The organism is Pseudomonas sp. 20-5, from assembly GCF_056782835.1.
Genome location: NZ_CM165584.1, coordinates 2,382,229 through 2,407,188 on the forward strand (window position 1 = coordinate 2,382,229; position 24,960 = coordinate 2,407,188).

The 24,960-nt window shown below is 63.7% G+C and carries 35 protein-coding genes and 1 tRNA gene; 24 read left to right on the forward strand and 12 right to left on the reverse strand.

From position 1 onward, the window contains the following. Positions 1–10: 10 nt before the first annotated feature. Positions 11–1,288 carry an OprD family porin gene (locus tag AC1RB9_RS11315; RefSeq protein WP_003099122.1) on the reverse strand — a complete coding sequence of 426 codons (1,278 nt, stop codon included), beginning with the start codon at positions 1,286–1,288 and terminating at the stop codon, positions 11–13. Between the two features lie 364 nt (positions 1,289–1,652). Here AC1RB9_RS11315 and AC1RB9_RS11320 point away from each other — a divergent pair, with 364 nt between their 5' ends. Then, a complete protein-coding gene (locus AC1RB9_RS11320) occupies positions 1,653–1,967 on the forward strand; it encodes a hypothetical protein (protein ID WP_003090814.1) in 315 nt (104 codons plus the stop codon). A gap of 210 nt (positions 1,968–2,177) precedes the next feature. Here AC1RB9_RS11320 and AC1RB9_RS11325 read toward each other — a convergent pair whose 3' ends face one another. After that, positions 2,178–3,065 carry a LysR family transcriptional regulator gene (locus AC1RB9_RS11325; protein ID WP_003099119.1) on the reverse strand — a complete coding sequence of 296 codons (888 nt, stop codon included), beginning with the start codon at positions 3,063–3,065 and terminating at the stop codon, positions 2,178–2,180. 102 nt (positions 3,066–3,167) lie between these two features. Here AC1RB9_RS11325 and AC1RB9_RS11330 point away from each other — a divergent pair, with 102 nt between their 5' ends. Further along, the gene (locus tag AC1RB9_RS11330; RefSeq protein WP_003090812.1) at positions 3,168–3,611 is read left to right on the forward strand and encodes a PACE efflux transporter; all 444 of its coding nucleotides are present in this window, start codon (positions 3,168–3,170) and stop codon (positions 3,609–3,611) included. 186 nt (positions 3,612–3,797) lie between these two features. Then, positions 3,798–4,184 carry a hypothetical protein gene (locus AC1RB9_RS11335; RefSeq protein ID WP_003114417.1) on the forward strand — a complete coding sequence of 129 codons (387 nt, stop codon included), beginning with the start codon at positions 3,798–3,800 and terminating at the stop codon, positions 4,182–4,184. A 52-nt stretch (positions 4,185–4,236) separates the two neighbouring features. Here AC1RB9_RS11335 and eco read toward each other — a convergent pair whose 3' ends face one another. Together eco and AC1RB9_RS11345 are read right to left on the reverse strand one after the other, a co-directional pair. Beyond that, positions 4,237–4,707 carry a serine protease inhibitor ecotin gene (eco, locus tag AC1RB9_RS11340; RefSeq protein WP_003090808.1) on the reverse strand — a complete coding sequence of 157 codons (471 nt, stop codon included), beginning with the start codon at positions 4,705–4,707 and terminating at the stop codon, positions 4,237–4,239. A 347-nt stretch (positions 4,708–5,054) separates the two neighbouring features. Then, complete coding sequence (locus AC1RB9_RS11345; protein ID WP_003090806.1) at positions 5,055–5,285, reverse strand: DUF2789 domain-containing protein; 231 nt, start codon at positions 5,283–5,285, stop codon at positions 5,055–5,057. Between the two features lie 178 nt (positions 5,286–5,463). Here AC1RB9_RS11345 and AC1RB9_RS11350 point away from each other — a divergent pair, with 178 nt between their 5' ends. Next, positions 5,464–5,661: a hypothetical protein gene (locus tag AC1RB9_RS11350; RefSeq protein WP_003090804.1), complete on the forward strand. Its 198-nt coding sequence runs from the start codon at positions 5,464–5,466 to the stop codon at positions 5,659–5,661. 65 nt (positions 5,662–5,726) lie between these two features. Here AC1RB9_RS11350 and AC1RB9_RS11355 read toward each other — a convergent pair whose 3' ends face one another. Both AC1RB9_RS11355 and AC1RB9_RS11360 read right to left on the reverse strand, forming a co-directional pair. Then, positions 5,727–6,056: an ElaB/YgaM/YqjD family protein gene (locus tag AC1RB9_RS11355; RefSeq protein ID WP_003090802.1), complete on the reverse strand. Its 330-nt coding sequence runs from the start codon at positions 6,054–6,056 to the stop codon at positions 5,727–5,729. 110 nt (positions 6,057–6,166) lie between these two features. Further along, positions 6,167–6,541 carry a DUF5064 family protein gene (locus AC1RB9_RS11360; protein WP_003090800.1) on the reverse strand — a complete coding sequence of 125 codons (375 nt, stop codon included), beginning with the start codon at positions 6,539–6,541 and terminating at the stop codon, positions 6,167–6,169. 135 nt (positions 6,542–6,676) lie between these two features. Between AC1RB9_RS11360 and AC1RB9_RS11365 the strand changes: the two genes are divergently transcribed. Then, the gene (locus AC1RB9_RS11365) at positions 6,677–7,120 is read left to right on the forward strand and encodes a YqaA family protein (protein WP_003099113.1); all 444 of its coding nucleotides are present in this window, start codon (positions 6,677–6,679) and stop codon (positions 7,118–7,120) included. A 155-nt stretch (positions 7,121–7,275) separates the two neighbouring features. Further along, positions 7,276–7,593 (forward strand): hypothetical protein, encoded by a 318-nt coding sequence (locus tag AC1RB9_RS11370; RefSeq protein WP_003099112.1) that lies wholly within the window; start codon positions 7,276–7,278, stop codon positions 7,591–7,593. Here the strand turns inward: AC1RB9_RS11370 and AC1RB9_RS11375 are convergent. Beyond that, the gene (locus tag AC1RB9_RS11375; RefSeq protein WP_003090797.1) at positions 7,583–8,482 is read right to left on the reverse strand and encodes a YihY/virulence factor BrkB family protein; all 900 of its coding nucleotides are present in this window, start codon (positions 8,480–8,482) and stop codon (positions 7,583–7,585) included. The two genes, AC1RB9_RS11370 and AC1RB9_RS11375, sit on opposite strands and share 11 nt — an antisense overlap. A 222-nt stretch (positions 8,483–8,704) precedes the next feature. Between AC1RB9_RS11375 and AC1RB9_RS11380 the strand changes: the two genes are divergently transcribed. Next, a complete protein-coding gene (locus AC1RB9_RS11380) occupies positions 8,705–8,938 on the forward strand; it encodes a DUF3509 domain-containing protein (protein WP_003090796.1) in 234 nt (77 codons plus the stop codon). Positions 8,939–9,003: 65 nt separating this feature from the next. After that, a complete protein-coding gene (locus AC1RB9_RS11385) occupies positions 9,004–9,234 on the forward strand; it encodes a hypothetical protein (RefSeq protein ID WP_003090795.1) in 231 nt (76 codons plus the stop codon). On the opposite strand, the gene AC1RB9_RS11390 is transcribed toward AC1RB9_RS11385, so the two are convergent. Both AC1RB9_RS11390 and AC1RB9_RS11395 read right to left on the reverse strand, forming a co-directional pair. Beyond that, the gene (locus tag AC1RB9_RS11390; RefSeq protein WP_003114413.1) at positions 9,209–9,727 is read right to left on the reverse strand and encodes a thermonuclease family protein; all 519 of its coding nucleotides are present in this window, start codon (positions 9,725–9,727) and stop codon (positions 9,209–9,211) included. The genes AC1RB9_RS11385 and AC1RB9_RS11390 overlap by 26 nt on opposite strands. Before the next feature lie 18 nt (positions 9,728–9,745). Continuing rightward, positions 9,746–10,459, reverse strand: a complete 714-nt coding sequence (locus AC1RB9_RS11395; protein ID WP_003451900.1) for an endonuclease — start codon at positions 10,457–10,459, stop codon at positions 9,746–9,748. 156 nt (positions 10,460–10,615) lie between these two features. On the opposite strand from AC1RB9_RS11395, the gene AC1RB9_RS11400 reads away from it, so the two are divergent. The 4 genes from AC1RB9_RS11400 to AC1RB9_RS11415 all read left to right on the forward strand — a co-directional run bounded on the left by AC1RB9_RS11400 (position 10,616) and on the right by AC1RB9_RS11415 (position 12,389). After that, the gene (locus AC1RB9_RS11400) at positions 10,616–10,837 is read left to right on the forward strand and encodes a ParD-like family protein (protein ID WP_003114412.1); all 222 of its coding nucleotides are present in this window, start codon (positions 10,616–10,618) and stop codon (positions 10,835–10,837) included. Further along, complete coding sequence (gene map, locus AC1RB9_RS11405) at positions 10,834–11,616, forward strand: type I methionyl aminopeptidase (RefSeq protein WP_003090687.1); 783 nt, start codon at positions 10,834–10,836, stop codon at positions 11,614–11,616. The genes AC1RB9_RS11400 and map overlap by 4 nt, the downstream gene beginning before the upstream one ends. Positions 11,617–11,669: 53 nt before the next feature. Further along, on the forward strand, positions 11,670–11,903 hold the full coding sequence (locus AC1RB9_RS11410) for a hypothetical protein (RefSeq protein WP_003090686.1): 234 nt from the start codon (positions 11,670–11,672) through the stop codon (positions 11,901–11,903). Positions 11,904–12,101: 198 nt separating this feature from the next. Beyond that, a complete protein-coding gene (locus tag AC1RB9_RS11415; protein WP_003090684.1) occupies positions 12,102–12,389 on the forward strand; it encodes a DUF3509 domain-containing protein in 288 nt (95 codons plus the stop codon). Between the two features lie 325 nt (positions 12,390–12,714). Here AC1RB9_RS11415 and AC1RB9_RS11420 read toward each other — a convergent pair whose 3' ends face one another. Then, positions 12,715–12,891, reverse strand: coding sequence for a hypothetical protein (locus AC1RB9_RS11420; RefSeq protein WP_003099098.1), 177 nt, complete (start codon positions 12,889–12,891; stop codon positions 12,715–12,717). 84 nt (positions 12,892–12,975) lie between these two features. Then, positions 12,976–13,302: a hypothetical protein gene (locus AC1RB9_RS11425; protein ID WP_003090681.1), complete on the reverse strand. Its 327-nt coding sequence runs from the start codon at positions 13,300–13,302 to the stop codon at positions 12,976–12,978. A 191-nt stretch (positions 13,303–13,493) separates the two neighbouring features. Between AC1RB9_RS11425 and AC1RB9_RS11430 the strand changes: the two genes are divergently transcribed. From AC1RB9_RS11430 to AC1RB9_RS11475, 10 genes are all read left to right on the forward strand, one after another. Next, entirely contained in the window at positions 13,494–14,357 is an 864-nt protein-coding gene (locus tag AC1RB9_RS11430) for an alpha/beta fold hydrolase (protein ID WP_003122565.1), read from the forward strand. Positions 14,358–14,606: 249 nt separating this feature from the next. Next, positions 14,607–16,529, forward strand: a complete 1,923-nt coding sequence (thrS, locus tag AC1RB9_RS11435) for a threonine--tRNA ligase (RefSeq protein ID WP_003090677.1) — start codon at positions 14,607–14,609, stop codon at positions 16,527–16,529. Then, complete coding sequence (infC, locus tag AC1RB9_RS11440; protein WP_003119938.1) at positions 16,529–17,080, forward strand: translation initiation factor IF-3; 552 nt, start codon at positions 16,529–16,531, stop codon at positions 17,078–17,080. The genes thrS and infC overlap by 1 nt, the downstream gene beginning before the upstream one ends. Before the next feature lie 61 nt (positions 17,081–17,141). Further along, entirely contained in the window at positions 17,142–17,336 is a 195-nt protein-coding gene (gene rpmI / locus AC1RB9_RS11445; protein WP_003090673.1) for a 50S ribosomal protein L35, read from the forward strand. Between the two features lie 23 nt (positions 17,337–17,359). After that, positions 17,360–17,716 (forward strand): 50S ribosomal protein L20, encoded by a 357-nt coding sequence (rplT, locus tag AC1RB9_RS11450; protein ID WP_003099086.1) that lies wholly within the window; start codon positions 17,360–17,362, stop codon positions 17,714–17,716. 97 nt (positions 17,717–17,813) lie between these two features. Further along, positions 17,814–18,830: a phenylalanine--tRNA ligase subunit alpha gene (gene pheS, locus AC1RB9_RS11455; RefSeq protein ID WP_003090666.1), complete on the forward strand. Its 1,017-nt coding sequence runs from the start codon at positions 17,814–17,816 to the stop codon at positions 18,828–18,830. Positions 18,831–18,864: 34 nt separating this feature from the next. Then, on the forward strand, positions 18,865–21,243 hold the full coding sequence (pheT, locus tag AC1RB9_RS11460) for a phenylalanine--tRNA ligase subunit beta (RefSeq protein WP_003451893.1): 2,379 nt from the start codon (positions 18,865–18,867) through the stop codon (positions 21,241–21,243). Between the two features lie 3 nt (positions 21,244–21,246). Continuing rightward, the gene (gene ihfA / locus AC1RB9_RS11465; protein WP_003090661.1) at positions 21,247–21,549 is read left to right on the forward strand and encodes an integration host factor subunit alpha; all 303 of its coding nucleotides are present in this window, start codon (positions 21,247–21,249) and stop codon (positions 21,547–21,549) included. After that, positions 21,530–21,886: a MerR family transcriptional regulator gene (locus AC1RB9_RS11470; protein WP_003090655.1), complete on the forward strand. Its 357-nt coding sequence runs from the start codon at positions 21,530–21,532 to the stop codon at positions 21,884–21,886. The genes ihfA and AC1RB9_RS11470 overlap by 20 nt, the downstream gene beginning before the upstream one ends. Before the next feature lie 89 nt (positions 21,887–21,975). Continuing rightward, positions 21,976–22,052, forward strand: a tRNA-Pro gene (locus AC1RB9_RS11475). A 72-nt stretch (positions 22,053–22,124) separates the two neighbouring features. Here the strand turns inward: AC1RB9_RS11475 and AC1RB9_RS11480 are convergent. Continuing rightward, the gene (locus AC1RB9_RS11480; RefSeq protein ID WP_003451890.1) at positions 22,125–23,324 is read right to left on the reverse strand and encodes a tyrosine-type recombinase/integrase; all 1,200 of its coding nucleotides are present in this window, start codon (positions 23,322–23,324) and stop codon (positions 22,125–22,127) included. Positions 23,325–23,359: 35 nt separating this feature from the next. On the opposite strand from AC1RB9_RS11480, the gene AC1RB9_RS11485 reads away from it, so the two are divergent. Together AC1RB9_RS11485 and AC1RB9_RS11490 are read left to right on the forward strand one after the other, a co-directional pair. Next, positions 23,360–23,602, forward strand: coding sequence for a hypothetical protein (locus tag AC1RB9_RS11485; protein ID WP_153565748.1), 243 nt, complete (start codon positions 23,360–23,362; stop codon positions 23,600–23,602). A 575-nt stretch (positions 23,603–24,177) separates the two neighbouring features. After that, positions 24,178–24,891: a hypothetical protein gene (locus AC1RB9_RS11490; RefSeq protein WP_003451888.1), complete on the forward strand. Its 714-nt coding sequence runs from the start codon at positions 24,178–24,180 to the stop codon at positions 24,889–24,891. Positions 24,892–24,960 lie beyond the last annotated feature (69 nt).

Consider the following 24,960-nt stretch of genomic DNA (forward strand, 5'->3'; position numbering starts at 1 on the left):
GCAGGTTCGATCAGAACACGCTGAACGGGTACTCGACGAAGGCACGGATTTCGTTGCCGTCGTCGTTGTACGAGCGAGCGTCGTTGGAGACACGCAGGAACGAGCTGCGCAGACGCAGGGTGAGGTCCTTGGCCGGACCGCTCTGCACCACGTACTGGACCTGGTTGAAGATCTCGCGCTCCTTGCCGTTGCTGGTCTCGGCGGTCTTGATGTTGTCGCCGCGCACGTAGGCTACGCGGTAGGTCAGGCCGGGCACGCCGTACTTGGCGAAGTCCAGGGCGTAGCTGACCTGCCAGGAACGCTCGTCCTCGGCGTTGAAGTCCGACCAGTAGGAGTTGGCCAGCCAGATGGTGGTGCCGCCGTCGCCGATGCCGCCGGCGTTCTGGTACCAGCCGTAGTTGTAGCCGGTGTCGCCGGTGTTGCGCTGGTGGGCGATCATGAAGGTGTGGGCGTCGATGGTGTAGGACGCCGCCAGGCTCCAGATCTTGTTGTCGCGGTTACCGTTGAAGTTCTGGTCGGCGAAGTCGCTGTCCAGCTTGGTGCGATAGCCGTTGAAGTCGAAGTTCAGCGACTGGTCGGCCTGCAGCGGGATGGTGTAGTTCAGGTTGATGTACTGCTTCTTCAGTACGTCCTCGACGTCGGAAGCGTACAGCGAGGCGTTGAAGTGATCGGTGAAGGCGTACTTGCCGCCGAACACGTTGATGCTCTTCAGGCCGCCGCTGTCGCGCCCTTCGGCGCTCTTGCGGGATTCCGCGGTGAAGCGACCGGCGTTCAGCTCCAGGCCCTCGATCTCCTTGGAGGTGATCAGGGTGCCGCTGTAGCTTTCCGGGAGCAGGCGCGAGTTGTCGTAGCTGAGCACCGGCAGGCTGGGCATCTGGTCGCCGTACTTGAGCACGGTGTTGGAGATGCGGAACTTCACCGCCGCGCCGCCCTTGGACAGATCGTCCGCCGCGGAGCCGCTGTCGCCCTGCTTGAAGAAGTCGATACCGGCGGCGCCGCTACGACCCTTGCCGCCGTCCAGGCGTACCGCGTACAGGCCGAACGCGTCGACACCGACGCCCACCGTCCCCTGGGTGAAGCCGGAGGTGAAGGTGGCAGTGGCGGCCTGGCCCCACTCGGCCTTGTCCTGCCGGCCATGTTTGTAGTCACGGCTGATGTAGCCATTGCGGAAGAACAGATCGAGGTGGCTGTCCTCGACAAACCCCTTTGCTGCTTCTTGGTCATTGGCCATCGCCTGGCTTGCAGTCGCGATGCCCAGTGCCAGCAGGCAAATCCTTTTCTTCAACATCTTATTGTTCCTGGTTGTTGGCTTGATGTGCGCTGAAATTGAAGGAAGCGCAAGGTTCGAAGTGCACGGGAGTCATTTGTCCCATTTACCGTGCGTGGCGGTTCTGGATTCTTGTTTCTCCCGTTGGCGGCGCAACAATACCAGAACATTGTTCGATCCAAGAAAGCTTCGAGTCATTTGCTAATAACCAAAGTGCAAGGAAAGCCCCTTCCATCGGCTCTGAATCGGGCGTTGCCGGATCGCTTCGTCATGCGCCTGCAATATCAACCTTATCGATAAGTACCATGCCGTGAAGTCGCTGCAGTTCTCGCTTTGGGCGGTGATACCGTCGAATCGTGAACGGATCGACAAAGAGGGACGTGACATGAAGATTCTTATCGCTGTATTCGCCGCCCTGGCCCTGTCCGCCTGTGCCTCGCCTCCCGCTTCGAACGCCCCGGCGCTGGCCGCCAGCACCAGCAAGGCTCCCTACGATTACGCGATGTGCGTCTTGCCCAAGTGGCAACGCCAGGCGCCCGGCGTGGCGCTGGTGGAGGAAGGCCGCGGCTATCGCCTGGCGGACGCTGGGCAGTGGCTGGAGGTGCAGCCGGCGAGGGGTGGCAGCCTGGTGCGAATCCATGACCAGCAGCCCTGGGTCACCCGCGGGGCCTTCATCGATGCGGCCAGGACCTGTTCCTGAGCCGCGAGGAAGAGGGAAGAGCTCCGGCCCCCCTAGCATGAAGTGTCCGGAGCTCTACGGCCGCAAACGGAGGATGGCCGCAGAACGATCATCTGCCTATGGCCGGCGCTGCGCTTGATCGAGATCAAGTACTGGAGGCCGGGGAGCCGGCGTGTGCGGCGATTCGCGTGGCGGGTCTCGTTTTTTCTGTGAAGTGCATTGCATAACGCTTCAATCGGGACGGGTGGCCAGCATGCCAACCAGTTCCTGGGCGGCCTTGCGCAATGGCTGGTTTTTCAGCCAGATAGCGTGGACAGGCAGTTTCAGCTCGTTCTTGGTATTCCTGAAGTCCAGGCGTACCAGCCTTCCCGTTGCCAGCAGCGGCGCGACCCGGGACAACGGGAAATTGCCCCAGCCGATCCCCGCCTCGACCATTTCCAGCGCCGTGCCCAGGCTGTCGGTGCGCCAGCAGGCGCCGGCGATCAGCGGACGGGTGTCGGCCAACGGCAGGTCGCAACTGGCCACCAGGATCTGCCGCACGTTCACCAGCTCTTCCAGGTACAGCGCCTGCCCCGGCTTCTGCAGGGCGGGATGGCGCGGCGAGATGGTCGCGACCAGCGATTCCGCGCCGACATACTGGAAGCGCTCCTGCGGGTTCACGCTGATGCCGGCGAATCCGAAGCACAGGCTGATGCGGCCGCCATGGAGCAGGGCGAGGGCATCGTCCTGCGCCGCGCTGAGCACCTCGACATCGAGCAGCGGGTAGCGCTCGGAAAGGGTGCGGAGGGCGCCGAACAGCCGCCCGCTGTCGATGTCCGCAACCACGCCGAGCGACAGGCGGCTTTCCAATCCCTGGGAGAGTTCCAGCGCATGCACCTGCAACTGGGCGAGCTGCTCGGCGATCATCCGCGCTTGCGGTGCCAGGGCCCTGGCCAGCGCCGTAGGACGGGCTTCGCGGTGGGTTCGCTCGAAAAGGGCGAAACCCAGCTCCGCCTCCAGGTTGGCGATGCCCATGCTCACCGCCGAAGGCACTCGACCCAAGGCACGGGCGGCGCCGGAAAAGGAGCCGCGGTCGAGGACGGCGAGGAACAGCTCGATGGTATCGCTGGAAAAGTTCATGGCAATTCTCCTATCAGCAGATCTGAAAGCTGCTGACTTTTTCTGTCAAGAAAATTGATCCAACCTTGCCCGCCTTTCCGCTATCACGCCCGAGAGGTCCACGTGCAAGGCATCAAGCGCAAATTGGTCTACGTGACCGCCTACGAATTGATCGGGATGAGTATCTCGACCCTGGGGCTGGCCCTGCTCGCCGGTTCCACGCCCACTACCACCGGCCCCCTGGCGGTGGTGATCACCACCGTCGCGGTGACCTGGAACTTCATCTACAACTGCCTGTTCGAGTTCTGGGAGCGGCGCCAGGCCGTGCGCGGACGCAGCATTGCGCGGCGGGTGGCGCACGCCATCGGCTTCCAGTTGACCCTGGTGGTCTACCTGATCCCGCTGATCGCCTGGTGGATGGGGATTTCCCTGCTGGAGGCGTTCTGGCTGGACCTGGCGCTGATCGTCCTGATCCCGTGCTACACCTTCCTCTTCAACTGGGCCTTCGATCGCCTGTTCGGCCTCCCGACTTCCGCGTTGCCGGCCGGCGAGGCGGCCTCCGTCTGAGGATTTTTTTTCTTCAGCGCCATTCGCGCTCGCCTTGGCCGGGGCAAATCGCCTACCTTAGACGGACGTGCGCTGTGGTGCCGGTTCAGGGAGGAAGTACGACCGCAAGCCATGAAGGTCTGCCCCGGCGAGGATGGGGTGCGGCATTTCGATGAACGGATTGGGGTCACTATGCGGATTTTGGGGATGCTACTGGGGACCGTCTTGCTGGCGGGTTGTTCGACATCGACGCCCTCGCTCGACGAGACGGACCAGGTACCGAAGGAGCGTTTGTACAACTACCAGTTCCGTGACGACGGCGACGCCTTCCTGGTGGTTTCCCGGGACCGCGAGTTCCTCGGCAGCGTCTGCAATACCCGCTTGATCATCGATAGCCGCCTGGCCGCCGAGATCCAGGCCGGCGAGAGCGCGCGTTTCCGTCTTCCGGCGGGGCTGCGGGTGGTATCCGTGCAGGGCGATGGGATCTGCCGCGGCGAGGCGCCCAAGCAGGTGGTGCATGTGCAGAACGGGCAGACCACGCATTACCGGATTACCGTGGACTCCGGCCTGAACATCGGCCTGGTGCCGGGCTGACGCCGGCGCAACGAAAAAAGCCGCCCGTGGGCGGCTTTTTCATGCGCGGCGTTTATTCGCTGACCGCTTTCTCGACCTTTTCGGACGCCGACCAGATCCGATAGCGGACCTCCACGTCCTTCGGCGCATAGACCACGATCGGCAGCTTGCTGTTGTAGCGCAGCAGGAAGCCTTCGCCGACCACCGGGATGAAGCGCTGCTCCTTCTTCTGGCCGGGGCAGGCCATCATCGTGCTCATCGGCCCGCTGACCTTGTCCAGGCGGTAGTAGGAGTAGCCCCAGCCTTCCAGGGTATGTTCTTCCAGCTCGCCGCCCAGGCGCTGCTGGTTGCAGTCGGCCTCGAGGGTCTTGCCGGCGATGATCTCGACCTTGAATGCGTCTTCCGCGTCCTGTTTCGGCAGGTGGATGACCTGGCGGGTGAAGCCGGCATCTGCCTTCGGGTAGGGAACCTTTTCATCCAGTTTGGCGGCCATGGCGGTGCTGGAAAGAGCGGCAACGCCGGCGGCGATCAGTAGTGCTTTCATGTCCTTGAGGTTCTCCTTACGTGGTAACGCGAGCAGGGTAAGACACCGAGGCACGGGTGAAAAGTTCAGTGGGGGACGTAACGGAATGTTCCATGTCCTGGGCCAGCTGGTCGGGGCACGGCCGAATCGCGGGCAAAAAAAAGACCATCTGCGGGGGGAGGGCGATGGTCTTCAAAGGAGCGTCGGGGACTTGGGGTTCTCCCGACGTCGCTACGATCTCACGCCGCTCCGCTGGGGAAAAATGCTTTGGACTGATAGTGGCTATCGATGCCGGTGACTTGAAATTCCCCGCCAACTCATAGCAAGTTCCGCACGATAGAGCCGTCAGCGCATCAGTTTGCGTTTTTTCAGCGGGTCAGTTGCAAGGCCAGTTCATCGACCTGTTCGGCCCAGTCGGAGTCCTCGGCCAGGGCCTCGCGCAGGAAGCTGGCCTGGGCAGGGTTCCAGAATGGCGCATCGGGCAGCGCCGTGCCCTCCTCGAGGTGGTGCCGGGCGAGAAAGGCGACGATGTCGTCCCGCCCAGCGGGGAGCCCCAACTGGCGGAACAGGTTGGAAAAGGTGTGCGGGCTGGTGTCCATGACGGTTCCTCCTGGATTCGCTGTTTTTCCACTATAGCCGGCGGGACGGCAGGGCCGCCGTGGGAGCCGGGGGTGGGTAATTTTGTCGCAGATGAAAAAGACTGTTGTGCGCGGCGTGCTTCATGGCGAAGGGGCGGGCGCTTATTATTAGCAAGCTAATGATAACCGGAGTCAGCCTATGTCCAGAATCGAAGTCGCCGTGCTGGTGGGGACGTCCGTTCCCGAATCGCTGCGCAGCAAGGGATTGCTGGCCTGTTGGATCCTGATGGTGGACGGCGCCATGTGGGCCGGCCCCTTCACCAGCCGTGACGAGGCGGAAGCCTTGAAGGGAACCTGGGAACTGAGTTGGCCGCTGGAGGCGGCGATCTCCGCCTGAGCCAAGGCCCTTGCCTTGCCGAAAAGCCCGCCGAGCGCGGGCTTTCTGTTGCCTGCGGAAACGCCCTAGCGGCGGCCCACCAGCAGGCCGAGGAGGAAGCCGGCGCCGGCCGATACGGCGATGGTCTGCCAGGGATGGTCCTCGACGTATTCCTCGGTCGCTTCGGCGGCCGCCTGGCTGCGTTGCACCACGCCGCGGCGGGTGCGCTCGATGGCGTCGCGACCACGATGCAGCACGGAATTGATCTGTTCACGCAGGTTCGCGCCCTCCTTGCCGGCCAGGCTGCCGGTGCCGCTCATCAACTGGTCCACCTCGGCGATCAGGTCCTGCAGTTCGGCCATGGCCTGGTCCTGGATAGCCTGCTTGGCGCGAGCGGAGCGGGTTTTCAGAGTCATGTCGGTCTCCTTGACGAGGATGGTTACCTAGGTATGGAGTCGCCCGCTTCGCTGAAAGTTGCACGGCATGGCCTGCGTCGGGGGCTTCCGTAGCATGCGGGAGAGCCGTTTCAGGATGCCCCGGCCTCGCCGCGCAGGTAGCGGTCGAGGTCGATCGCTTCGCCGCTCTTGAGTTTCAGGCGTCGGCGCAGGTCGTCGAACATAGCGTCGTACTCGCGGCGCTGGCGCACGATCGGTCCCTGCCGCAAGCGCAGGCCGTGGCGCCGGGCCAGGCGACTGGCACGGCTGGCGAAATGCACGGCGGCGTCGCGCGGCAGTTCGAAGCTTTCGCTGAAAGGCTGGCCGTCGATCCGGCCCTCCATGTCGAAGTGTACGGCCACCGGGCGGGCCTCGGCCTCCAGGACCCGGTAGCGCAGGTGGATATCGAATGCCTGGCGGTCGACTTCGCTGGCCGAGGCGAGATGCAGATGGCCGGGAATGAACATGGCCTGCCTCCTTTTCGGATAACCGGGGAAATGCCCTTGCCTGCCAGGGTATGCTTCGCCGGCCTCGGGACGGCTGTCCCAGGTCAGTTTTTTCCGGATTGGAGTGGGGATGCGAATGGCGCTGGGAGCGTTCGGGTGTTGACTGACTGGGCCGCGTACGCCGGGCTGTTCCTCTCGGCGTTCGGTTCGGCGACCCTGCTGCCGTTGCAGTCGGAAACCGTGCTGGCCGCCTTGCTGCTGCGCGGCGGCCAGTCGGTCGCGTGGCTGCTGGCGCTGGCCATCGTCGGCAATGTGCTGGGTTCCTGGGTCAACTGGTGGCTGGGTCGCTACCTCGAGCATTTCCGCGGTCGCCGCTGGTTTCCCGTGGGCGAGGTGCAGTTGCTCAGGGCGCAGCGACACTATCGCCGCTACGGCCGCTGGACCCTGCTGCTCAGTTGGGTGCCGGTCATCGGCGATCCGCTGACGCTGGTGGCCGGCATCATGCGTGAGCCCTGCTGGAGTTTCCTGCTGATCGTCGGCCTGGCCAAGACGCTCCGCTACCTGGCCCTGGCTGCGCTGGTGCTGGGCTGGGCCGGCTGAGCGCTTCGTCGGCGAGCGTAGAACTATTTTTCGCGGGGCAATGTCCATTGCTGCGAGGTGTAACTGCCGCCTCATCGCCCCCGGGGCCTTTAGTTGCCGCTGTGGTCCCGGGGGCTTCTCTTTTCCTGCCTGTTTCCGGCGATGCGAGGTGCGCAATGTCGAGGGTGGTAGCGGGATCGCTGGTCTGCCTGCTGCTCGGTTCGGCGCCGGCCTGGGCATCTACGGCCGAGGCGTGGCAGGCGCACGACGCCATGGTGCGTGCCGCCTGCCTCAAAGCCAGCGGCTTGCGCCAGGTACGCGCGGTGGGGCAGGTACTGCCCTTCGACGATGAGGTGGGCTATTCGGCGCTGCTCCTGCAGGGCCGCTATCCGCAGTCGCACATGCAGGGCCGCCAGGGCCGCGAGCTGTGTCTGTACCGGCGCGCCACCGGCAAGGCCAGCGTCAGCGAGGCCGACGCCCTGCTCAAGCCTTGAGTTCGGGGTCGTCGTTGTCCGGAAGTTCGCGCTCGCCAGGGTCCTTGCCGTCTTCCGAATGGTGTTCGATCACCGCGTTCAGCTCGGCGCCGAACAGCACCACTGCCGCCGACAGGTAGAAGTACAGCAGGAGGATGATGATCGCCCCGATGCTGCCGTACATGGCGTTGTAGTTGGCGAAGTTCTTCACGTAGAAGCCATAGGCGAGGGACGCGGCGATCCAGGCGATCACCGAGAGCACCGAGCCTGGAGTGATGAAGCGGAAACGCTGCTCGACATCCGGCACCAGGTAGTAGAACAGCGCCACCGCGAGCATCAGCAGGAACACCGCAAGAGGCCAGCGCAGCCAGGTCCAGAGCGTCACCAGGTACTGTTCCAGACCGACCAGGCCGGCGATCCAGGCGATCACCTGCGGCCCGGTGACCATCAGGCCGGCCGCCACCAGCAACAACAGGGCGATGCCGAGGGTGTAGAGGATCGACAGGGAGAAGCGCTTCCATACCGGGCGGCTCTCCTTCACGTCGTAGGCGGCGTTGAGCGCGATCATCATCGAGCGGATGCCCGCCGAGGAGGTCCACAGCGCCACCGCGATACCGATCGACAGCAGGCCGCCTTTCTGCTGCTGCAACTGGTCGATCACCGGGTTGACCTGATCCATCGCCTCGGGCGGCAGCAGCAACGCCGCCTGCTCGCGCAGCCAGGCGAAGAACTCCGGCAGGTGCAGGTAGCCTACGAGGGTGATCAGCACCAGCAGGAACGGAAACAGCGAGAACAGCATCTGGTAGGCGAGGGCCGAGGCGTAGGTCGGCATGTCGTCCTCAAGGAACTCGTTCACGGTGCGCTTGACCAGGCCGAACAGGCCTATTTCCCGATAAGCCGTACGGAACATTCCATCTCCTTGCTGTGTGCGTGCCGATGACGATCGACCACCGATGGCCGCTTGCCGCCAGGCATTTTCCGTTGGGTGAAATTCGTCGCGTCCTTTCTGGGACGCCACGGCGGGCGAATTGGTTCGTCGCCGGCGTCATCATTCGGTCGCATCCGTTAGCCAGACTGCGCCTGCCCGCCGCGCGGCGGGCCTCCGTCCAACTTCTCAGAAATGGAGCGCACCATGTCTGTCGACCTGAAGAAAATCGCCGCTGCCTTTCCCGAGTTCCAGTTGTCCAGCAAGAGCCGCCATGACGGCGCGCTGTTGTTGCAGTTGCAGGCCGCCGACGGCCGCTACGTGGCTCGCACCATACCCTCGCCGCAGCTCAGCGCGCCGCCGGAGACCGAGTGGCTGATCCGCAGCATCCGCCGGGAACTGGCCGTGCCGGGCATGGAAATGGCGATGGCGGCACGCTGAGTTTTTTCGCCGCGGGAACCGATGATGCGATAATTCCGCCTTTCCACACAGCTGACGGGAAGGCAATGAAGCGCGAGAAGGTTCGGGACAGGCAGGCGGCAGGGAAGATCTCGGCGACCCACATCATCGCCAATCCCACCCTGGCCAGGGAATGGATCGTGTTCTTCAAGAAGGACGGCGGGCGCAGCTATTTCCTGGTCGACGAGAGCGACGAGGTGATGTCGTTCCGCCGGCTCGACGACGCGGTCAAGGAGCTGCGCGGGCTGGGCATCAAGTTCGCGGAGATCCATCTCTAGGAGCGGCGTCGCGCGGTCGCCACTGGCCAGCCTTGCGCGCCCGCGCTTCTTCCTCGGCGAACCGGTACTGGCCGCGCGCCTCGGCCGTCTGGCCGCTGTCCGGCGCGTCGCGCCAGCTGGCCAGGCCAATGGTCAGCAGGGCCAGCCCGGCATCCAGGGTATGTCCGCAGGTGGGGCAGTCGGCCGGGGTGACCCAGGCCGCGCCGAGGATGCGGAAGCGCGCGTCGCGGCCTTGCTCGCGGATGGTCGCCGATTTGCCGAGCAGCATGTCTTCCAGGGCTTCCCGGGCGCGCCGACGCCAGGGCTCGGCGGCCGGTAGCTCGACGGCATTGAGCTGGATGCGCAGCGCCTTGTTCGCGCCGGGCAGGCGGCAGCCCAGGCTGGCGTCGTCATGTATCGCCACCACCGTGCAGTCGAAGCGGCGCTCCCCGGCGTCGGCGGCGAACGCCAGGGCGGCGCAGAGCGGCAACAGGGCGAGGGTGCGGAAGATCATGGGCTACTCCGGCGGAGGTCAGCGTCGACGCGAGGATAGGTTGCTGCAGGTCGCCAGGTCCACCGGGCCGACATAGGGATTGCCCCAGCCCATCACGCAGCCGACCATGTGGTTGCGCTGGCGCTCCCAGGTCTGTGGCGGGTACTGCTTGTGCCAGGCGTTGTAGAGCTGGCGATCCTGCTTCGACAGGCGCAGGCCGTAGCGGTCGCTCATGTAGAAGTAGGTGCGGGCGATCATCCCGCGAATCTGCGGGCGTGGCATCGCCTTGCGCGCCTTGAAGTCCACCACCATCGGGCAGGCGCCGTATTGCTGGGGTTTCTGCGGCAGCCAGCCGAAGCCGAAGTTGCTGCGGTCGCCGTTGACCTCGCCGATGCTCGGCACCAGGTTGTGCAGGTCGGCCTCGGCGCGCTGGTAGGTGCTGTCGTGCCTCGCGCAGTTGCTCCGCCCGCCTTTCTGCCAGCAGCGTCGCTGGTGACCGATCACCCAGGCCGGGACGATGTGTTCCCACTCGATGCGCCGCGCGCGGTTGGCGTTCTTCCTCGGCTTGTAGCCGCAACTGGCGAGGTCGACACGATTTCCCGAGTAGCGACAGCCGCAGTAGAACTCCACGGATTGCCGGGCGTAGAGCTTCCAGCCGATTTTCTTCGCTTCGGAGAACGTGCGCGGGGCGTTGGCCTGGCCGGCGCTGGCGAGGAGGAGGGCGAAAAGGCCTACAAACAAACGGGAAAGCATGCGGCAACTTCCAAAAAAATCCGCATGTTACTGATTTTGCAGGAGATGCCAATCGTGGCCAGTCCATGGCCAGGCGAGGGCGGACCTTCCCGTTTGCGCCGCGTCCATGCGATGGTTAATATGCGTTCCGTATATGTTTTGTAGTCGAGGTGTAGTGTGGGCCTGGTGAAGATTTCCGAGCAATTGCACGAAGAGGCGCGCATCGCCTGCAAGGCCATGTCGCGCTCGATCAATGCCCAGGCCGAGCACTGGATGCGCATCGGCATGCTGATCGAAGCCAATCCCGGCCTGACCTATGCGCAGGTGCTACGCCAATTGATGGACGAAGCGCGCGAAAGCGACCGCCGCGAGCAGGGCGCGGCGAGGATCTCGGGATGATCAAGAGCGCGGAGGAAATCCAGCGCATGAGCGTGGCCGGCGCGCTCACCGCGAAAGTCCTCGAAGCCCTCGACGAGGTGGTGCGGCCAGGCATCAGCACGGCAGAGATCGACCGCTTCTGCGAGCGCTACATCGTCGACACCCTCGCGGCGATTCCCGGCAGCAAGGGGCAGTACGGCTATCCGTTCACGGTGAACACCTCGGTCAACGAGGTGGTCTGCCATGGCTGGCCGTCGGCGCAGCAGATCCTCCGCGACGGCGATATCGTCAACGTCGACGTCACGGTGATCAAGGACGGCTATTTCGGCGACAGCAGCAAGATGTACCGGGTCGGCGCCATCGACCGCCAGGCGCAGAAGCTGCTCGACGTCACCCGCGAATGCCTGTACCGGGCGATCCGCGTGGTGCGCCCGGACGCCACCCTCGGCGATATCGGGCATGCCATCCAGAGTCACGCCGAAGCCAACGGTTATTCGGTGGTCCGCGAATACTGCGGGCATGGCATCGGCCGCAAGATGCACGAGGCGCCGCAGGTCCTGCACTTCGGTCGCGCTGGCGCGGGTGCGCGGCTGAAGGCCGGGATGACCTTCACCATCGAACCGATGATCAACCAGGGCGGCCACGCGGTGAAGCTGCACAAGGACGGCTGGACCGTGACCACCCGCGACCGCCGCCTGTCGGCCCAGTACGAGCACACCGTGCTGGTCACCGAGCGGGGTTGCCGGGTCCTGACCCTGCGCGAAGAGGAGCGCGAGGCGCTGGCCGACCTGGCTGGCTGATCGACGCCCGGCCTGGTTACACTGCGACGACTTTTCCGAAGGGAGGCTGGCGGGTGTCCGGCAGGCGTTTTGGCGAGTTCGAACTGCGCGCCACCTGGTTGCGCGAGGACAGTGGCTATCTGGCCGAGATCGAGATAACCAGCATCGACGACGGACGCACCGAATGGCTGGTGCTGCCGGGCCAGCCGCCGTGCGAGAGTCCGGCGGCCGCGCTGTCGCTGGCGGAAGCGGCGCTGTACCGGGTGCGCGGCTTCGATGCGCGGGGCCGGCCGCTGTTTTCCGACTGAGCCTGCTGGCAAATCGCATGATGCATTTCGCACGATCTTGCAGTTTGCACGGACCGCTTCGCTGAGTCTTTTCGTAAGTTATTGATTTTGAATGTTTTTAATTTTCCATGTGGCTGGCATGAAAGCTGCCACCTTTCCCCGTGTTGCGGCTGCGCTGAAGTTCGCGGTCGGTTTTCATGCAAGAGGGGATAAACGATCATGGAAAAGTCCATCAAGATGCTGTTCGATGCCTTCCAGGCCACCTTTGCCGTATCCACCCAGATGCGTCCGGACGGCGGCGCCCTGCTGACCCTGCGCAACGGCGAAGAGATCGTGACCCGTCGCGTGGTGTCCGCCGCCCAGTTGGCCGACGAGAAGCGCATGTACTGGTTCATCAACGCCGTGCGCCGTGACCTGGCCCTGGAGGCGGGGAGCCTGCCGGTGGATGTGGTCGGCACCCTGCGTCGTCTGCAGGAGCGCGGTCTGCCGAGCTACATGGCGGGCTGAACGGTTCGTCCGGAATCCTGGCGGAGACCTCCGGCAGGGCGGGCGAGAGTGCTAGAGTGAAGCTTCGAGGGGGCTGGGCGAGGATCGACCGGCCCCGCTCGTGTCGGAAGGGAAGGCCAGGGCTGGCCTGCCCGTTCGGCGCTTCGGCAGGCTGGCGCAGAACGATGCAAGGTCGTTCGGGTCAGCATCAGGGATGAAATGACTGACAGGAGTCGGGATGCTGCGTTACGTCGTGGGTTTTCTCGCGTTCACCGTGCTGGCGGCCTATCTGTTGCTGGGGGTTTCCCAGCACGCCTTCCTGCCGTGACCGGTCGGCATGGCGGCTTCAGCTGCGTTGCGGAAGAGGCTGTGGCGGCCGTGCGGGATGCCGGTTTTCGGCTTGCCGTGCCTTGCGTTGCAGGCGTGCGCGCCGACGCGGCACGCGCAGGAAGGCCCACAGGGTGACGCCGGCGAGGCCCAGCCAGGCGACGATCAGCAATGTGACGAAGGATTCGGGAGTCATGGTTCGTCCTCCTCTTACCCAAGGATAGACCCTGCGGGAAGGGGAATTACTGCAATCGGTCTTCGACCATGGTCTGAAACGCGGTCACTCGGGGCCGGCGCCGACCAGGGCCAGGCAGCCGGTGAGGCTGGTCAGCAGGGGCAGGGCGAGCAGGAAAGCCAGCCAGATGGCCTCCATGCGCAACAGCGTGGCGCCGAGGAACAGCGCGACCAGGAGGATGGTCATGAGCAGGGCGGTCCAGCCGAAGTACATGGCGAAGTTGTCGATGCCCAGGCCGATGCCCCAGCCCAGCAGCAGGGCCCATACCCCGGCCAGAGCCAGGCCGAGGGCCAGCATGCTCGCCAGGGTCCGGGCGGACGGGGCATGCAGCGGGTGGTTGCGGAATAGCTCGTAGAAGATCGGCGTATTCATCGGCGTCACCTCCGCAGGGGAACTTCCAGCCTAGTCCAGCGGGCGAGACGGCCCTAGACCTATTTGTCATTACGGGGCGTGACCTCAGGCCGTTAACATCCATCTTTTCCAGGCGATGCCGTGCATCGGGCTGCGGGCCCGCTCACCGTTCGTCGCGCTGAGTCGAAAAAGAAACCGAAAGGGTTGCGTGCATGAGTGGCGAACTCGCCTCGTTCGAGGTGGATGGGTATCAACTGGTCTATCAGGACCTGGGTGAAGGCACGCCGGTGCTACTGGTCCACGGTTCGCTGTGCGACTACCGCTACTGGCAATGGCAGTTGCGCAGCCTCGGCGAGCACCACCGGCTGATCGTGCCGAGCCTGCGTCACTACTACCCCGAGCGCTGGGACGGGCAGGGTGCGGACTTCACCAGCGCCCGCCACGTCGCCGACCTGCTGGCGCTGGTCGAGCGGCTCGGCGAGCCGGTACACCTGCTCGGCCATTCCCGTGGCGGCAACCTGGCGTTGCGCCTGGCGCTGGCCGCTCCGGACGCCCTGCGTTCGCTGAGTCTGGCCGATCCCGGCGGCGACTATGCCGCCGAGGTCTACGCCCACGCCGGCCTGCCTGCGCCCGAGGAGCCATTGGAACGCAACCAGTTCCGGCGCCAGGCGCTCGAATTGATCCGTGGCGGCGAGGCGGAACGGGGACTGGAACTGTTCGTCGATACGGTGAGCGGCGCCGGGGTATGGAAACGCTCGTCGGCGACGTTCCGCCGAATGACCCTGGACAACGCCATGACCCTGGTCGGGCAGGTGGCCGACCAGCCGCCGGCGCTGGCGCTGTCGGAACTGCGCTCGATCGACCTGCCGAGCCTGATCCTCAATGGCGAACGCAGCCCGCTGCCATTCCCGGCCACCGCCGAGGCGCTGGCGGCGGCCCTGCCGCGCGCCGAGCTGCAACGCATCCAGGGCGCGTCCCATGGCCTCAATGCCACCCGTCCGGCGGCTTTCAACCGGTCGGTACTGGAGTTCCTGGCGCGCGTCGATGGCGTTGCGCCGGACGTGGAAACGTCCTGAAGCGAGGCCGGGCGAACTGACCGCTCGTCAGCTCGCCGCGGATGCTTTACCATGGGCGCTTCGCGCCGGATCAGCTCCGGCGTTTTTCGTCAGTATCCATTCCCAGTGATCTCCGTCCGCGCGCTTCGGCGCAGGGGTGCCGCAAGGCGCCTGCCACTGTGAGGCAGGCCGGCCCGGCGGGCGACGCTTACTGGCACATCCCAACCCACGTGGCCTTTGGTAGGGGTCACCACTAGGAGAGGAGGCGCCATGCCCATCATTACTCTTCCCGACGGCAGTCAACGTTCCTTCGATCACCCGGTCTCCGTGGCCGAGGTGGCCCAATCCATCGGCGCGGGCCTGGCCAAGGCGACCCTCGCCGGCAAGGTCGACGGCCGCCTGGTCGACGCCTGCGACACCATCGATCGCGACGCGACCCTGCAGATCATCACGCCCAAGGACGAGGAAGGACTGGAGATCATCCGCCACTCCTGCGCCCACCTGGTCGGCCATGCGGTCAAGCAGCTCTATCCGACCGCGAAGATGGTCATCGGCCCGGTGATCGAGGAAGGCTTCTACTACGACATCTTCTTCGAGCGCCCCTTCACCCCCGAGGACATGGCGGCGATCCAGCAGCGCATGCGCGAGCTGATCGACAAGGACTACGACGTGATCAAGAAGATGACCCCGCGCGCCGAGGTCATCGAGCTGTTCAAGTCCCGTGGCGAAGACTACAAGCTGCGCCTGATCGACGACATGCCGGACGAGAAGGCCATGGGCCTGTACTTCCATGAGGAGTACGTGGACATGTGCCGCGGCCCGCACGTGCCGAACACCCGCTTCCTCAAGGCGTTCCAGCTGACCAAGATTTCCGGCGCCTACTGGCGCGGCGACTCGAAGAACGAGCAGTTGCAACGCATCTACGGCACCGCCTGGGCCGACAAGAAGCAACTGGCGGCCTACATCCAGCGCATCGAAGAGGCCGAGAAGCGCGACCATCGCCGCATCGGCAAGCAGCTCGACCTGTTCCACCTGCAGGAAGAAGCGCCGGGCATGGTGTTCTGGCACCCGAACGGCTGGAGCGTCTACCAGGTGCTCGAGCAGTACATGCGCAAGGTCCAGCGCGACCATGGCTATGTCGAAGTGCGTACCCCGCAGGTGGTCGACCGCATCCTCTGGGAGCGTTCGGGCCACTGGTCGAACTACGCCGAGAACATGTTCACCACCTCCTCGGAAAGCCGCGACTACGCGGTCAAGCCGATGAACTGCCCGTGCCACGTGCAGATCTTCAACCAGGGCCTGAAGTCCTATCGCGACCTGCCGCTGCGCCTCGCCGAGTTCGGAGCCTGCCACCGCAACGAGCCGTCCGGCGCGCTGCACGGGATCATGCGTGTACGCGGCTTTACCCAGGACGACGCGCATATCTTCTGCACCGAAGAGCAGGTGAAGAAGGAAGCGGCCGATTTCATCAAGCTGACCTTGCAGGTCTACCGCGACTTCGGTTTCACCGACATCGCCATGAAGCTGTCGACCCGTCCGGCCAAGCGCGTCGGTTCCGACGAGCTGTGGGATCGCGCCGAAGGCGCGCTGGCCGATGCGCTGAACGAATCCGGCCTGGCCTGGGAATACCAGCCGGGCGAGGGCGCGTTCTATGGGCCAAAGATCGAGTTCACCCTGAAGGACTGCCTCGGCCGTAACTGGCAGTGCGGCACCCTGCAGTACGACCCGAACCTGCCGGAGCGCCTGGACGCCAGCTACATCGCCGAGGACAACAACCGCAAGCGCCCGGTGATGCTGCACCGTGCGATCCTCGGGTCCTTCGAGCGCTTCATCGGCATGCTCATCGAGCACTACGCCGGAGCCTTCCCGGCCTGGCTGGCGCCGACCCAGGCAGTGGTGATGAATATCACCGACAAGCAGGCCGATTTCGCCGCCGAGGTGGTGCGGATCCTCGGGGAAAGCGGATTCCGTGCCAAGTCCGACTTGAGAAACGAGAAGATCGGCTTTAAAATCCGCGAGCATACTTTGCTCAAGGTTCCCTATCTCTTGGTTATTGGAGATCGGGAAGTTGAATCGAAGGCCGTCGCGGTGCGTACGCGCGAAGGGGAAGACCTGGGCTCCATGCCCGTCACCCAGTTCGCTGAGCTGTTGGCACAGGCGGTTTCCCGGCGTGGTCGCCAAGACTCGGAGTAATCATTATTAAGCGTGAAATGAGACAGGATAAGCGAGCTCAACCGAAACCCCCGATCAACGAGAACATCTCGGCTCGTGAGGTACGGTTGATTGGAGCTGATGGCCAGCAGGTTGGTGTTGTTTCGATCGATGAGGCGATCCGCCTAGCCGAAGAGGCGAAGCTGGACCTGGTTGAGATTTCGGCCGACGCGGTGCCTCCTGTCTGCCGCATCATGGACTACGGCAAGCACCTGTTCGAGAAGAAGAAGCAGGCTGCGGTCGCCAAGAAGAACCAGAAGCAGGCGCAGGTCAAAGAAATCAAGTTTCGTCCAGGGACGGAAGAAGGGGATTACCAGGTAAAACTACGCAACCTGGTACGTTTCCTTAGTGAAGGGGACAAGGCCAAGGTATCCCTGCGATTCCGCGGCCGTGAGATGGCTCACCAGGAGCTGGGGATGGAGTTGTTGAAGCGGGTCGAAGCCGACCTCGTGGAGTACGGCACCGTCGAGCAGCATCCTAAGCTGGAAGGACGCCAGCTGATGATGGTCATCGCTCCCAAGAAGAAAAAGTAACCACCAGGGCACTGGCAGGCCTTGCGGTTATGCGTAATCACTCAATGCGGAGTATCCGAACATGCCAAAGATGAAGACCAAAAGTGGCGCGGCCAAGCGCTTCAAGAAGACTGCTGGTGGCCTCAAGCACAAGCACGCCTTCAAGAGCCACATCCTGACCAAGATGACCACCAAGCGTAAGCGTCAACTGCGCGGCACCTCGATGCTGAACAAGTCTGACGTTGCGCGCGTAGAACGCTCCCTGCGTCTGCGCTGATTATTAAGGTAGAGGATTAATTCATGGCTCGTGTTAAGCGTGGCGTTATCGCCCGTCGTCGTCACAAGAAAATTCTGAAGCTCGCCAAGGGCTACTACGGTGCACGCTCGCGCGTGTTCCGCGTTGCCAAGCAGGCGGTGATCAAGGCTGGCCAATACGCCTACCGTGACCGTCGTCAGCGCAAGCGTCAGTTCCGCGCACTGTGGATCGCCCGTATCAACGCTGGTGCTCGTCAGAACGGTCTGTCCTACAGCCGTCTGATCGCCGGCCTGAAAAAGGCGGCCATCGAGATCGACCGTAAGGTCCTGGCCGATCTGGCAGTGAACGAAAAAGCGGCGTTTACCGCGATTGTCGAGAAAGCGAAGGCAAGCTTGGCTTAAGCCCTACGACAATCACCGGACTTCGGTCCGGACGTAACGTCACCGATAGGGGAAGAGCCTTACCGCTCTTCCCCTATTTTGTATCTGGAGTCCATACATGGAAAACCTGGATGCGCTGGTCTCTCAAGCATTGGAGGCTGTGCGACACACCGAAGACGTCAATGCCCTGGAGCAGATCCGGGTTCACTACCTCGGCAAGAAAGGCGAACTGACCCAGGTGATGAAGACCCTGGGCGACCTGCCGGCCGAAGAGCGGCCGAAGGTCGGCGCGCTGATCAACGTGGCCAAGGAAAAGGTCCAGGATGCGCTGAACGCGCGTAAGACCGAGCTGGAAGGGGCCGCGCTGGCCGCCCGGCTGGCCGCGGAGCGCATCGATGTCACCCTGCCCGGTCGTGGCCAGCTGAGCGGCGGCCTGCATCCGGTCACCCGCACGCTGGAGCGCATCGAGCAGTGCTTCAGCCGCATCGGCTATGAAGTCGCCGAAGGCCCGGAAGTCGAAGACGACTACCACAACTTCGAAGCGCTCAACATTCCGGGCCACCACCCGGCGCGTGCCATGCACGACACTTTCTATTTCAATGCGAACATGCTGCTGCGTACCCACACCTCACCGGTGCAGGTGCGGACCATGGAGTCCCAGCAGCCGCCGATCCGCATTGTCTGCCCGGGGCGCGTCTACCGCTGCGACTCCGACCTGACCCACTCGCCGATGTTCCACCAGGTGGAAGGCCTGCTGGTGGACGAGGGCGTCAGCTTCGCCGACCTCAAGGGCACCATCGAGGAATTCCTCCGCGCCTTCTTCGAGAAGCAGCTCGAAGTGCGCTTCCGTCCGTCCTTCTTCCCCTTCACCGAGCCCTCGGCCGAAGTGGACATCCAGTGCGTGATCTGCAGCGGCAACGGCTGCCGCGTGTGCAAGCAGACCGGCTGGCTGGAAGTCATGGGTTGCGGCATGGTGCACCCGAACGTGCTGCGCATGTCCAACATTGATCCCGAGAAATTCCAGGGCTTCGCCTTCGGCATGGGCGCCGAGCGCCTGGCCATGCTGCGCTACGGGGTGAACGACCTGCGTCTGTTCTTCGATAACGATCTGCGCTTCCTCGGACAATTCCGCTAGGCCAGAACGCAACCGGATTCCTTAGGAGAACAGGATGAAATTCAGTGAAAAGTGGCTGCGGAGCTGGGCAAATCCGCAGGTTTCCCATGACGAGCTGGTCGCTCGCCTGTCCATGGTCGGCCTCGAGGTCGACGCCGACCTGCCGGTCGCCGGCGCCTTCAGCGGCGTGGTGGTCGGCGAGGTGCTCTCGACCGAACAGCATCCGGACGCCGACAAGCTGCGCGTCTGCCAGGTCAGCAACGGCAGCGAGACCTTCCAGGTCGTCTGCGGCGCGCCCAACGTGCGCGCGGGCCTGAAGATTCCCTTCGCCATGATCGGCGCCGAACTGCCGGGCGACTTCAAGATCAAGAAAGCCAAGCTGCGTGGCGTCGAGTCCTTCGGCATGCTCTGCTCGGCCAAGGAATTGCAGATCAGCGAAGAGAACGCCGGTCTGCTCGAGCTGCCGGCCGACGCGCCGGTCGGCCAGGACGTCCGCACCTACCTGGAGCTGGACGACTACACCATCGAGGTCGGCCTGACCCCGAACCGCGGTGACTGCCTGTCGCTCGCCGGCCTGGCCCGCGAAGTCAGCGCCATCTACGACGTACCGCTGGCGCCGGTGGCGGTGGACGCGGTCGCCGCGCAGCACGACGAGACCCGTCCGGTCGAGCTCGCCGCGCCGGCTGCCTGCCCGCGCTACCTCGGCCGGGTGATCCGCAACGTCGACCTGAGCCGGCCGACCCCGTTGTGGATGGTCGAGCGCCTGCGCCGTTCCGACATTCGCAGTATCGATCCGGTGGTCGACGTCACCAACTACGTGATGATCGAACTGGGCCAGCCGATGCATGCCTTCGACCTTGCCGAGATCAACGGCGGCGTGCGCGTGCGCATGGCCGAGGACGGCGAGAAGCTGGTCCTGCTCGACGGCCAGGAAATCACCCTGCGCGCCGACACCCTGGTGATCGCCGACCACCAGCGCGCCCTGGCCATCGCCGGGGTGATGGGCGGCGAGCACAGCGGCGTCAGCGACAGCACTCGCGACCTGTTCCTCGAAGCCGCGTTCTTCGACACCATCGCCCTGGCCGGCAAGGCCCGCTCCTATGGCCTGCACACCGACTCCTCGCATCGCTTCGAGCGCGGCGTCGACAGCCAGTTGGCGCGCAAGGCCATGGAGCGCGCGACGCGCCTGATCCTCGACATCGTCGGCGGTGAACCGGGGCCGATCGTCGAGCAGGTCAGCGAAGCGCACCTGCCGAAGGTCGCGCCGATCACCCTGCGCGCCGAGCGCGTGACCCAGATGCTCGGCATGCCGCTGGACGCCGACGAGATCGTGCGCCTGCTGCAAGCCCTGGAACTGACGGTGGTAGCCGACGGGGAAGGGCAGTGGTCGGTCGGCGTACCGAGCCATCGCTTCGACATTTCCCTGGAAGTCGACCTGATCGAGGAACTGGCCCGTCTCTACGGATACAATCGCCTGCCGGTGCGCTACCCGCAGGCGCGCCTGGCGCCGAACAACAAGCCGGAAGCGCGCGCCGCGCTGCCGCTGCTGCGGCGCCTGCTGGTCGCCCGCGGCTACCAGGAAGCGATCACCTTCAGCTTCATCGATCCGGCCCTGTTCGAACTGTTCGATCCGGGCACCCAGCCGCTGACCCTGGCCAACCCGATCTCCGCCGACATGGCGGCGATGCGTTCCAGCCTCTGGCCGGGCCTGGTCAAGGCGCTGCAGCACAACCTCAACCGCCAACAGTCGCGGGTCCGCCTGTTCGAAAGTGGCCTGCGCTTCGTCGGTCAACTGGAAGGCCTGAAGCAGGAAGCCATGCTCGCCGGCGCCATCTGCGGCAAGCGCCTGCCGGAAGGCTGGGCCAATGGTCGTGACGGCGTGGACTTCTTCGACGCCAAGGCCGATGTCGAGGCAGTGCTGGCCAGTGCCGGCGCCCTCGGCGACTTCAGCTTCGTGCCCGGTGAGCACCCGGCGCTGCACCCGGGGCAGACCGCGCGCATCGAGCGGGACGGGCGGCTGGTCGGCTACCTGGGCGCGCTGCATCCGGAACTGGCGAAGAAACTCGACCTCGAGCAGCCGGTGTTCCTCTTCGAGCTGCTGCTGGCCGAAGTGGTCGACGGCCACCTGCCGAAGTTCCGCGAGCTGTCGCGCTTCCCCGAAGTGCGCCGCGACCTGGCGCTGCTGGTGGATCAGGACGTGCCGGCACAAGACATCCTGACACAAATCCGTGCGGCGGCCGGCGAATGGCTGACGGACCTCAGGCTGTTTGATGTGTATCACGGTAAAGGCATTGATCCGCATAGAAAAAGCCTTGCCGTCGGCTTGACCTGGCAGCATCCATCGCGCACTCTTAATGACGATGAAGTCAATAGCACGACGCAGAACATCGTCACGTCGTTGGAAGAAAGGTTCAATGCCACGTTAAGGAAATAGCGTATGGGGGCTCTGACGAAAGCTGAAATTGCGGAACGTCTGTACGAAGAGCTGGGCCTGAACAAACGGGAAGCCAAGGAGTTGGTGGAGCTGTTCTTCGAAGAGATCCGCCAGGCGCTGGAGCATAACGAGCAGGTCAAGTTGTCCGGTTTCGGCAACTTCGACCTGCGCGACAAGCGCCAGCGCCCCGGACGCAACCCGAAGACCGGCGAAGAAATCCCGATCACGGCCCGCCGCGTTGTCACCTTTCGTCCAGGGCAGAAACTGAAGGCCAGGGTTGAGGCATATGCTGGAACCAAGTCATAACGACGAGCTGCCACCGATTCCCGGCAAGCGCTACTTCACCATCGGCGAAGTCAGCGACTTGTGCGCGGTCAAGCCCCACGTGCTGCGCTACTGGGAGCAGGAGTTCCCGCAGCTCAACCCGGTGAAGCGCCGCGGAAATCGCCGCTATTATCAGCGCCAGGACGTGCTGATGATCCGCCAGATCCGCGCGCTCCTCTACGACCAGGGCTTCACCATCGGCGGGGCGCGCCAGCGCCTCTCCGGCGACGAGGCCAAGGACGACGTCACCCAGTACAAGCAGCTCATCCGCCAGATGATCGCCGAGCTGGAGGAAGTCCTACTGGTCCTGAAGAAGTGACGGAAGCAAAAAAAACTTCCACTTATCAGAAGCTTAGTATATAGTGCGGCTCACTTCGGAAGCACAGCCACTGAGCTTGGAAGTACAGTCGGGGCGTAGCGCAGCCTGGTAGCGCACTTGCATGGGGTGCAAGGGGTCGAGTGTTCGAATCACTCCGTCCCGACCAAATAACTCCACGACTTAGGCCAGTTCAGAGATGAGCTGGCCTTTTTCGTTTCAGGGACTTTTGCGGGACTTTTCATCCTGCCTTCCTCCTCAGTATTGTCAGCGCCGGTCCTCGCGAGTCCGTCGCTGATATCTTGTTGGCCTCATCGATCAGTTTTCCCAGCTCCGCCGCCGAGTAGTGACTGGTGATGCTGCCGTTCTTGTGGCCCAGCAGGGCCCGTCGGTCTTCCTCGGTGACGCCAGCTGCCCGAAGCCTTCTCCCGAAGGTGTGCTTCAGGTCGTGGATGCGGATCGAGGCGAATCCCTTCGGTGCCGGTCGCAGGAAGCGTTCCTGGTACTTCTTCGCAGCCCTGATCCGGGCCTTCTTCCATGCCGAATCGTTCATCCGATGAACCGGTGTCGCCTTGCCATTCCTGTCGGGCATCCCATACGGGAATACCCAGACCGGATCCAGGCCACGCTGCCCCTCGATTACTGACTTGGCCACCGTGTTCAGCACGACCAGCCGTTCCTCTCCGTTCTTCACACCTGATCCCTTGTCCCTACCTCCAAAGTCCGAAGGAATCAGGAACACGCTGGTATCCAACTCCGGTACCGGGATCTCCCAGTCCCACCTCAGCTTGACCACTTCTTGCTCCCGAGAGCCGCAGTTGACCTTGTAGAGCGCCATTCGGCGCAGGTGGTCCGGCAGTTCCGAGAACAGCAGCGATTGCTCTTCCCACGAAAGCGGGTAGGGGGGACGCCTCGACCGCTTCTCGTCCAGCTTGTTGATCATCGGTACCGTGTCCAGCCAGGGCCGTTTCTCTTCGTCACGCCATTTCCGGGCGCATAGGTTGAGAATGCGGATGACCTTCTCCAGGGCGATGTTCACCGTCCTTGGGGTTACACCAGGCTTCACCTTGCCGGTCGATGCCCTGCTCGGCTTCAGCTTGTCCTTGATGTACGGGGAAAGCGACTCGTCATCGACGTGCGTGAGCGGTAGGTCGCCGATGTAGGGGTCCAACTGTTCGAGGTAGATGGCGGCCAGGCCGATCGACGGCATGTCCTTATACTCCATCAGGTAGCGGGTCGCGGCTTCGCGCCAGCTCCTGACTCGGCGAATACCGTAGACCTTCTCCTGTCGGAGCTTCTCGAGCCGGTGTATCAGGTACTGTTCTGCTTCCTCCCGGTTGCTTGTTCCAGTGCTTTCTTGAAGTCGCTGACCTCTGACGACCTTGTCGACATGCCAGATTCCGTTTCTCTCGTAGAGGCCAGTGATGGTTTTTCGCGCCATGGTTTTTCTCCTTGGCGCTCGCTGCGGAATCGATCTTGTCCCTGGGCACCGTTCTTTTCAATAACCGCTCGTTCGATGTAGTCGTTTGCCCAGGCGTCCAGCTCCTCGCGATCAAAGCCGATGCCTTGCCGGCCTATGCGAAATTCGCGGACATATGGACGTACGGTCTTGTTGAATTCATCCCTGCACATCCCGAGATAAGCGGGCGCCGCCCCGGCCCGGATAACGCGTGGTGGGCAAGAAAGCCGGTTGGACAGGGGTTTCCTGCTGGCGTCTGACATGGCATCTGCCTCCTGGCATGAGGGTGTCATGTTCGAGACAGACCCGATGAAGGGGCAACCCGCTGTGGCGGGTTGCTGCATGTCCAGGCGAAGGTGCAGCCACGAGCGGCCAGGCGATGCGGGAGGCGACGATATCTTGATGTTGAGCGACAGGAGGATGGTGGGTGAATTCAGTTCTGCTAGGTGCCACGGATCGCGATGATCCGCCTGGGCAGGTGTCCCGGGAGGCACTCTACGATGAGGTGTGGCGTCATCCGATGCTCAGGGTGGCCGAGCGCTATGGGGTTTCGTCGAGCTTCATGGCGAGGGTCTGCACCTCCATGAACGTGCCGCGCCCGCCGCGCGGCCACTGGGCCAAGCTCGCGCATGGCAAGCCAAGTCCCCAGGTACCCTTGCCTGATGCACGCCCGGGAGACCATTTGATATGGCGAAGAGGCGATGCCCCAGGGCCGGCCAGGTATCCGCTTCCCAGACCGCCTGAGCGTCAGGTTGCCCGTCCGCGGCCACGTATTTCTCGCTCAGCCCGCCATCCCCTGGTCAGCGGTGTACGAGACCTTTTTACCAAGGGAAAGGTGATCGACAGTGGCTACCTGAAGCCTTCGCAGAGGCGCCTGGTGGATGTAGTGGTGTCGGAACCGATGCTCGACGATGCGCTGGATATGGCCAATGCCCTGTTCCTCAGACTGGAGGCCGCTGGATATCGGGTCATGCTCGCGCCGAGCGATCGCATCTATTCCCGCGCTTCTGTGGAGGAAAGGGAAAAGCCTGGAAAGACGGTTAACAATCGTTATCCAAGCCTTTGGCATCCCTCCAAGGCGACTGTCGTCTTCGTGGGTTCCGTCGCTATCGGCCTGACTCTTTTCGAGATGACCGAGGAGCTGGAGGCGCGGTACGTCGATGGGGAGTACATCCCGCTTGGCAAGCTACCGGCTACTGAGCGACGTCGTCTGATGCCCAGTTGGAGCTGGACCACACACAAGCACTTCGCTACCGGGCGTCTGTGCCTCCAGGCATTCAGTCCTTATCCAGTCGCGGATTGGGTGAATCGCTGGCCAGAGGTCAGGGCGCGCGAACTTCGGGGGCAACTGGACGAAATAGTCGACTACCTGGCAAAGGCGGCGACCACTATTGCTGGCCTGGTCGAGGAGGGTGAGCGTCAGGCTGAAATCCGAAGGCGGGAATGGGAAGAAGAGCGGCGGCGACTGGAAGAGCGGTGGGAGCGGGAGCGCCAGGAAAAGACCAAGGCCGAAGCCCGGCAAGAGCTGCTTGAGGCCATTCGTTCCTAGGATGACGTTCGGCGGATACAGGCATTCTTCCGCGAGGCTGAGGACGAAGCCTTGTCGCGAAAGAGTGAG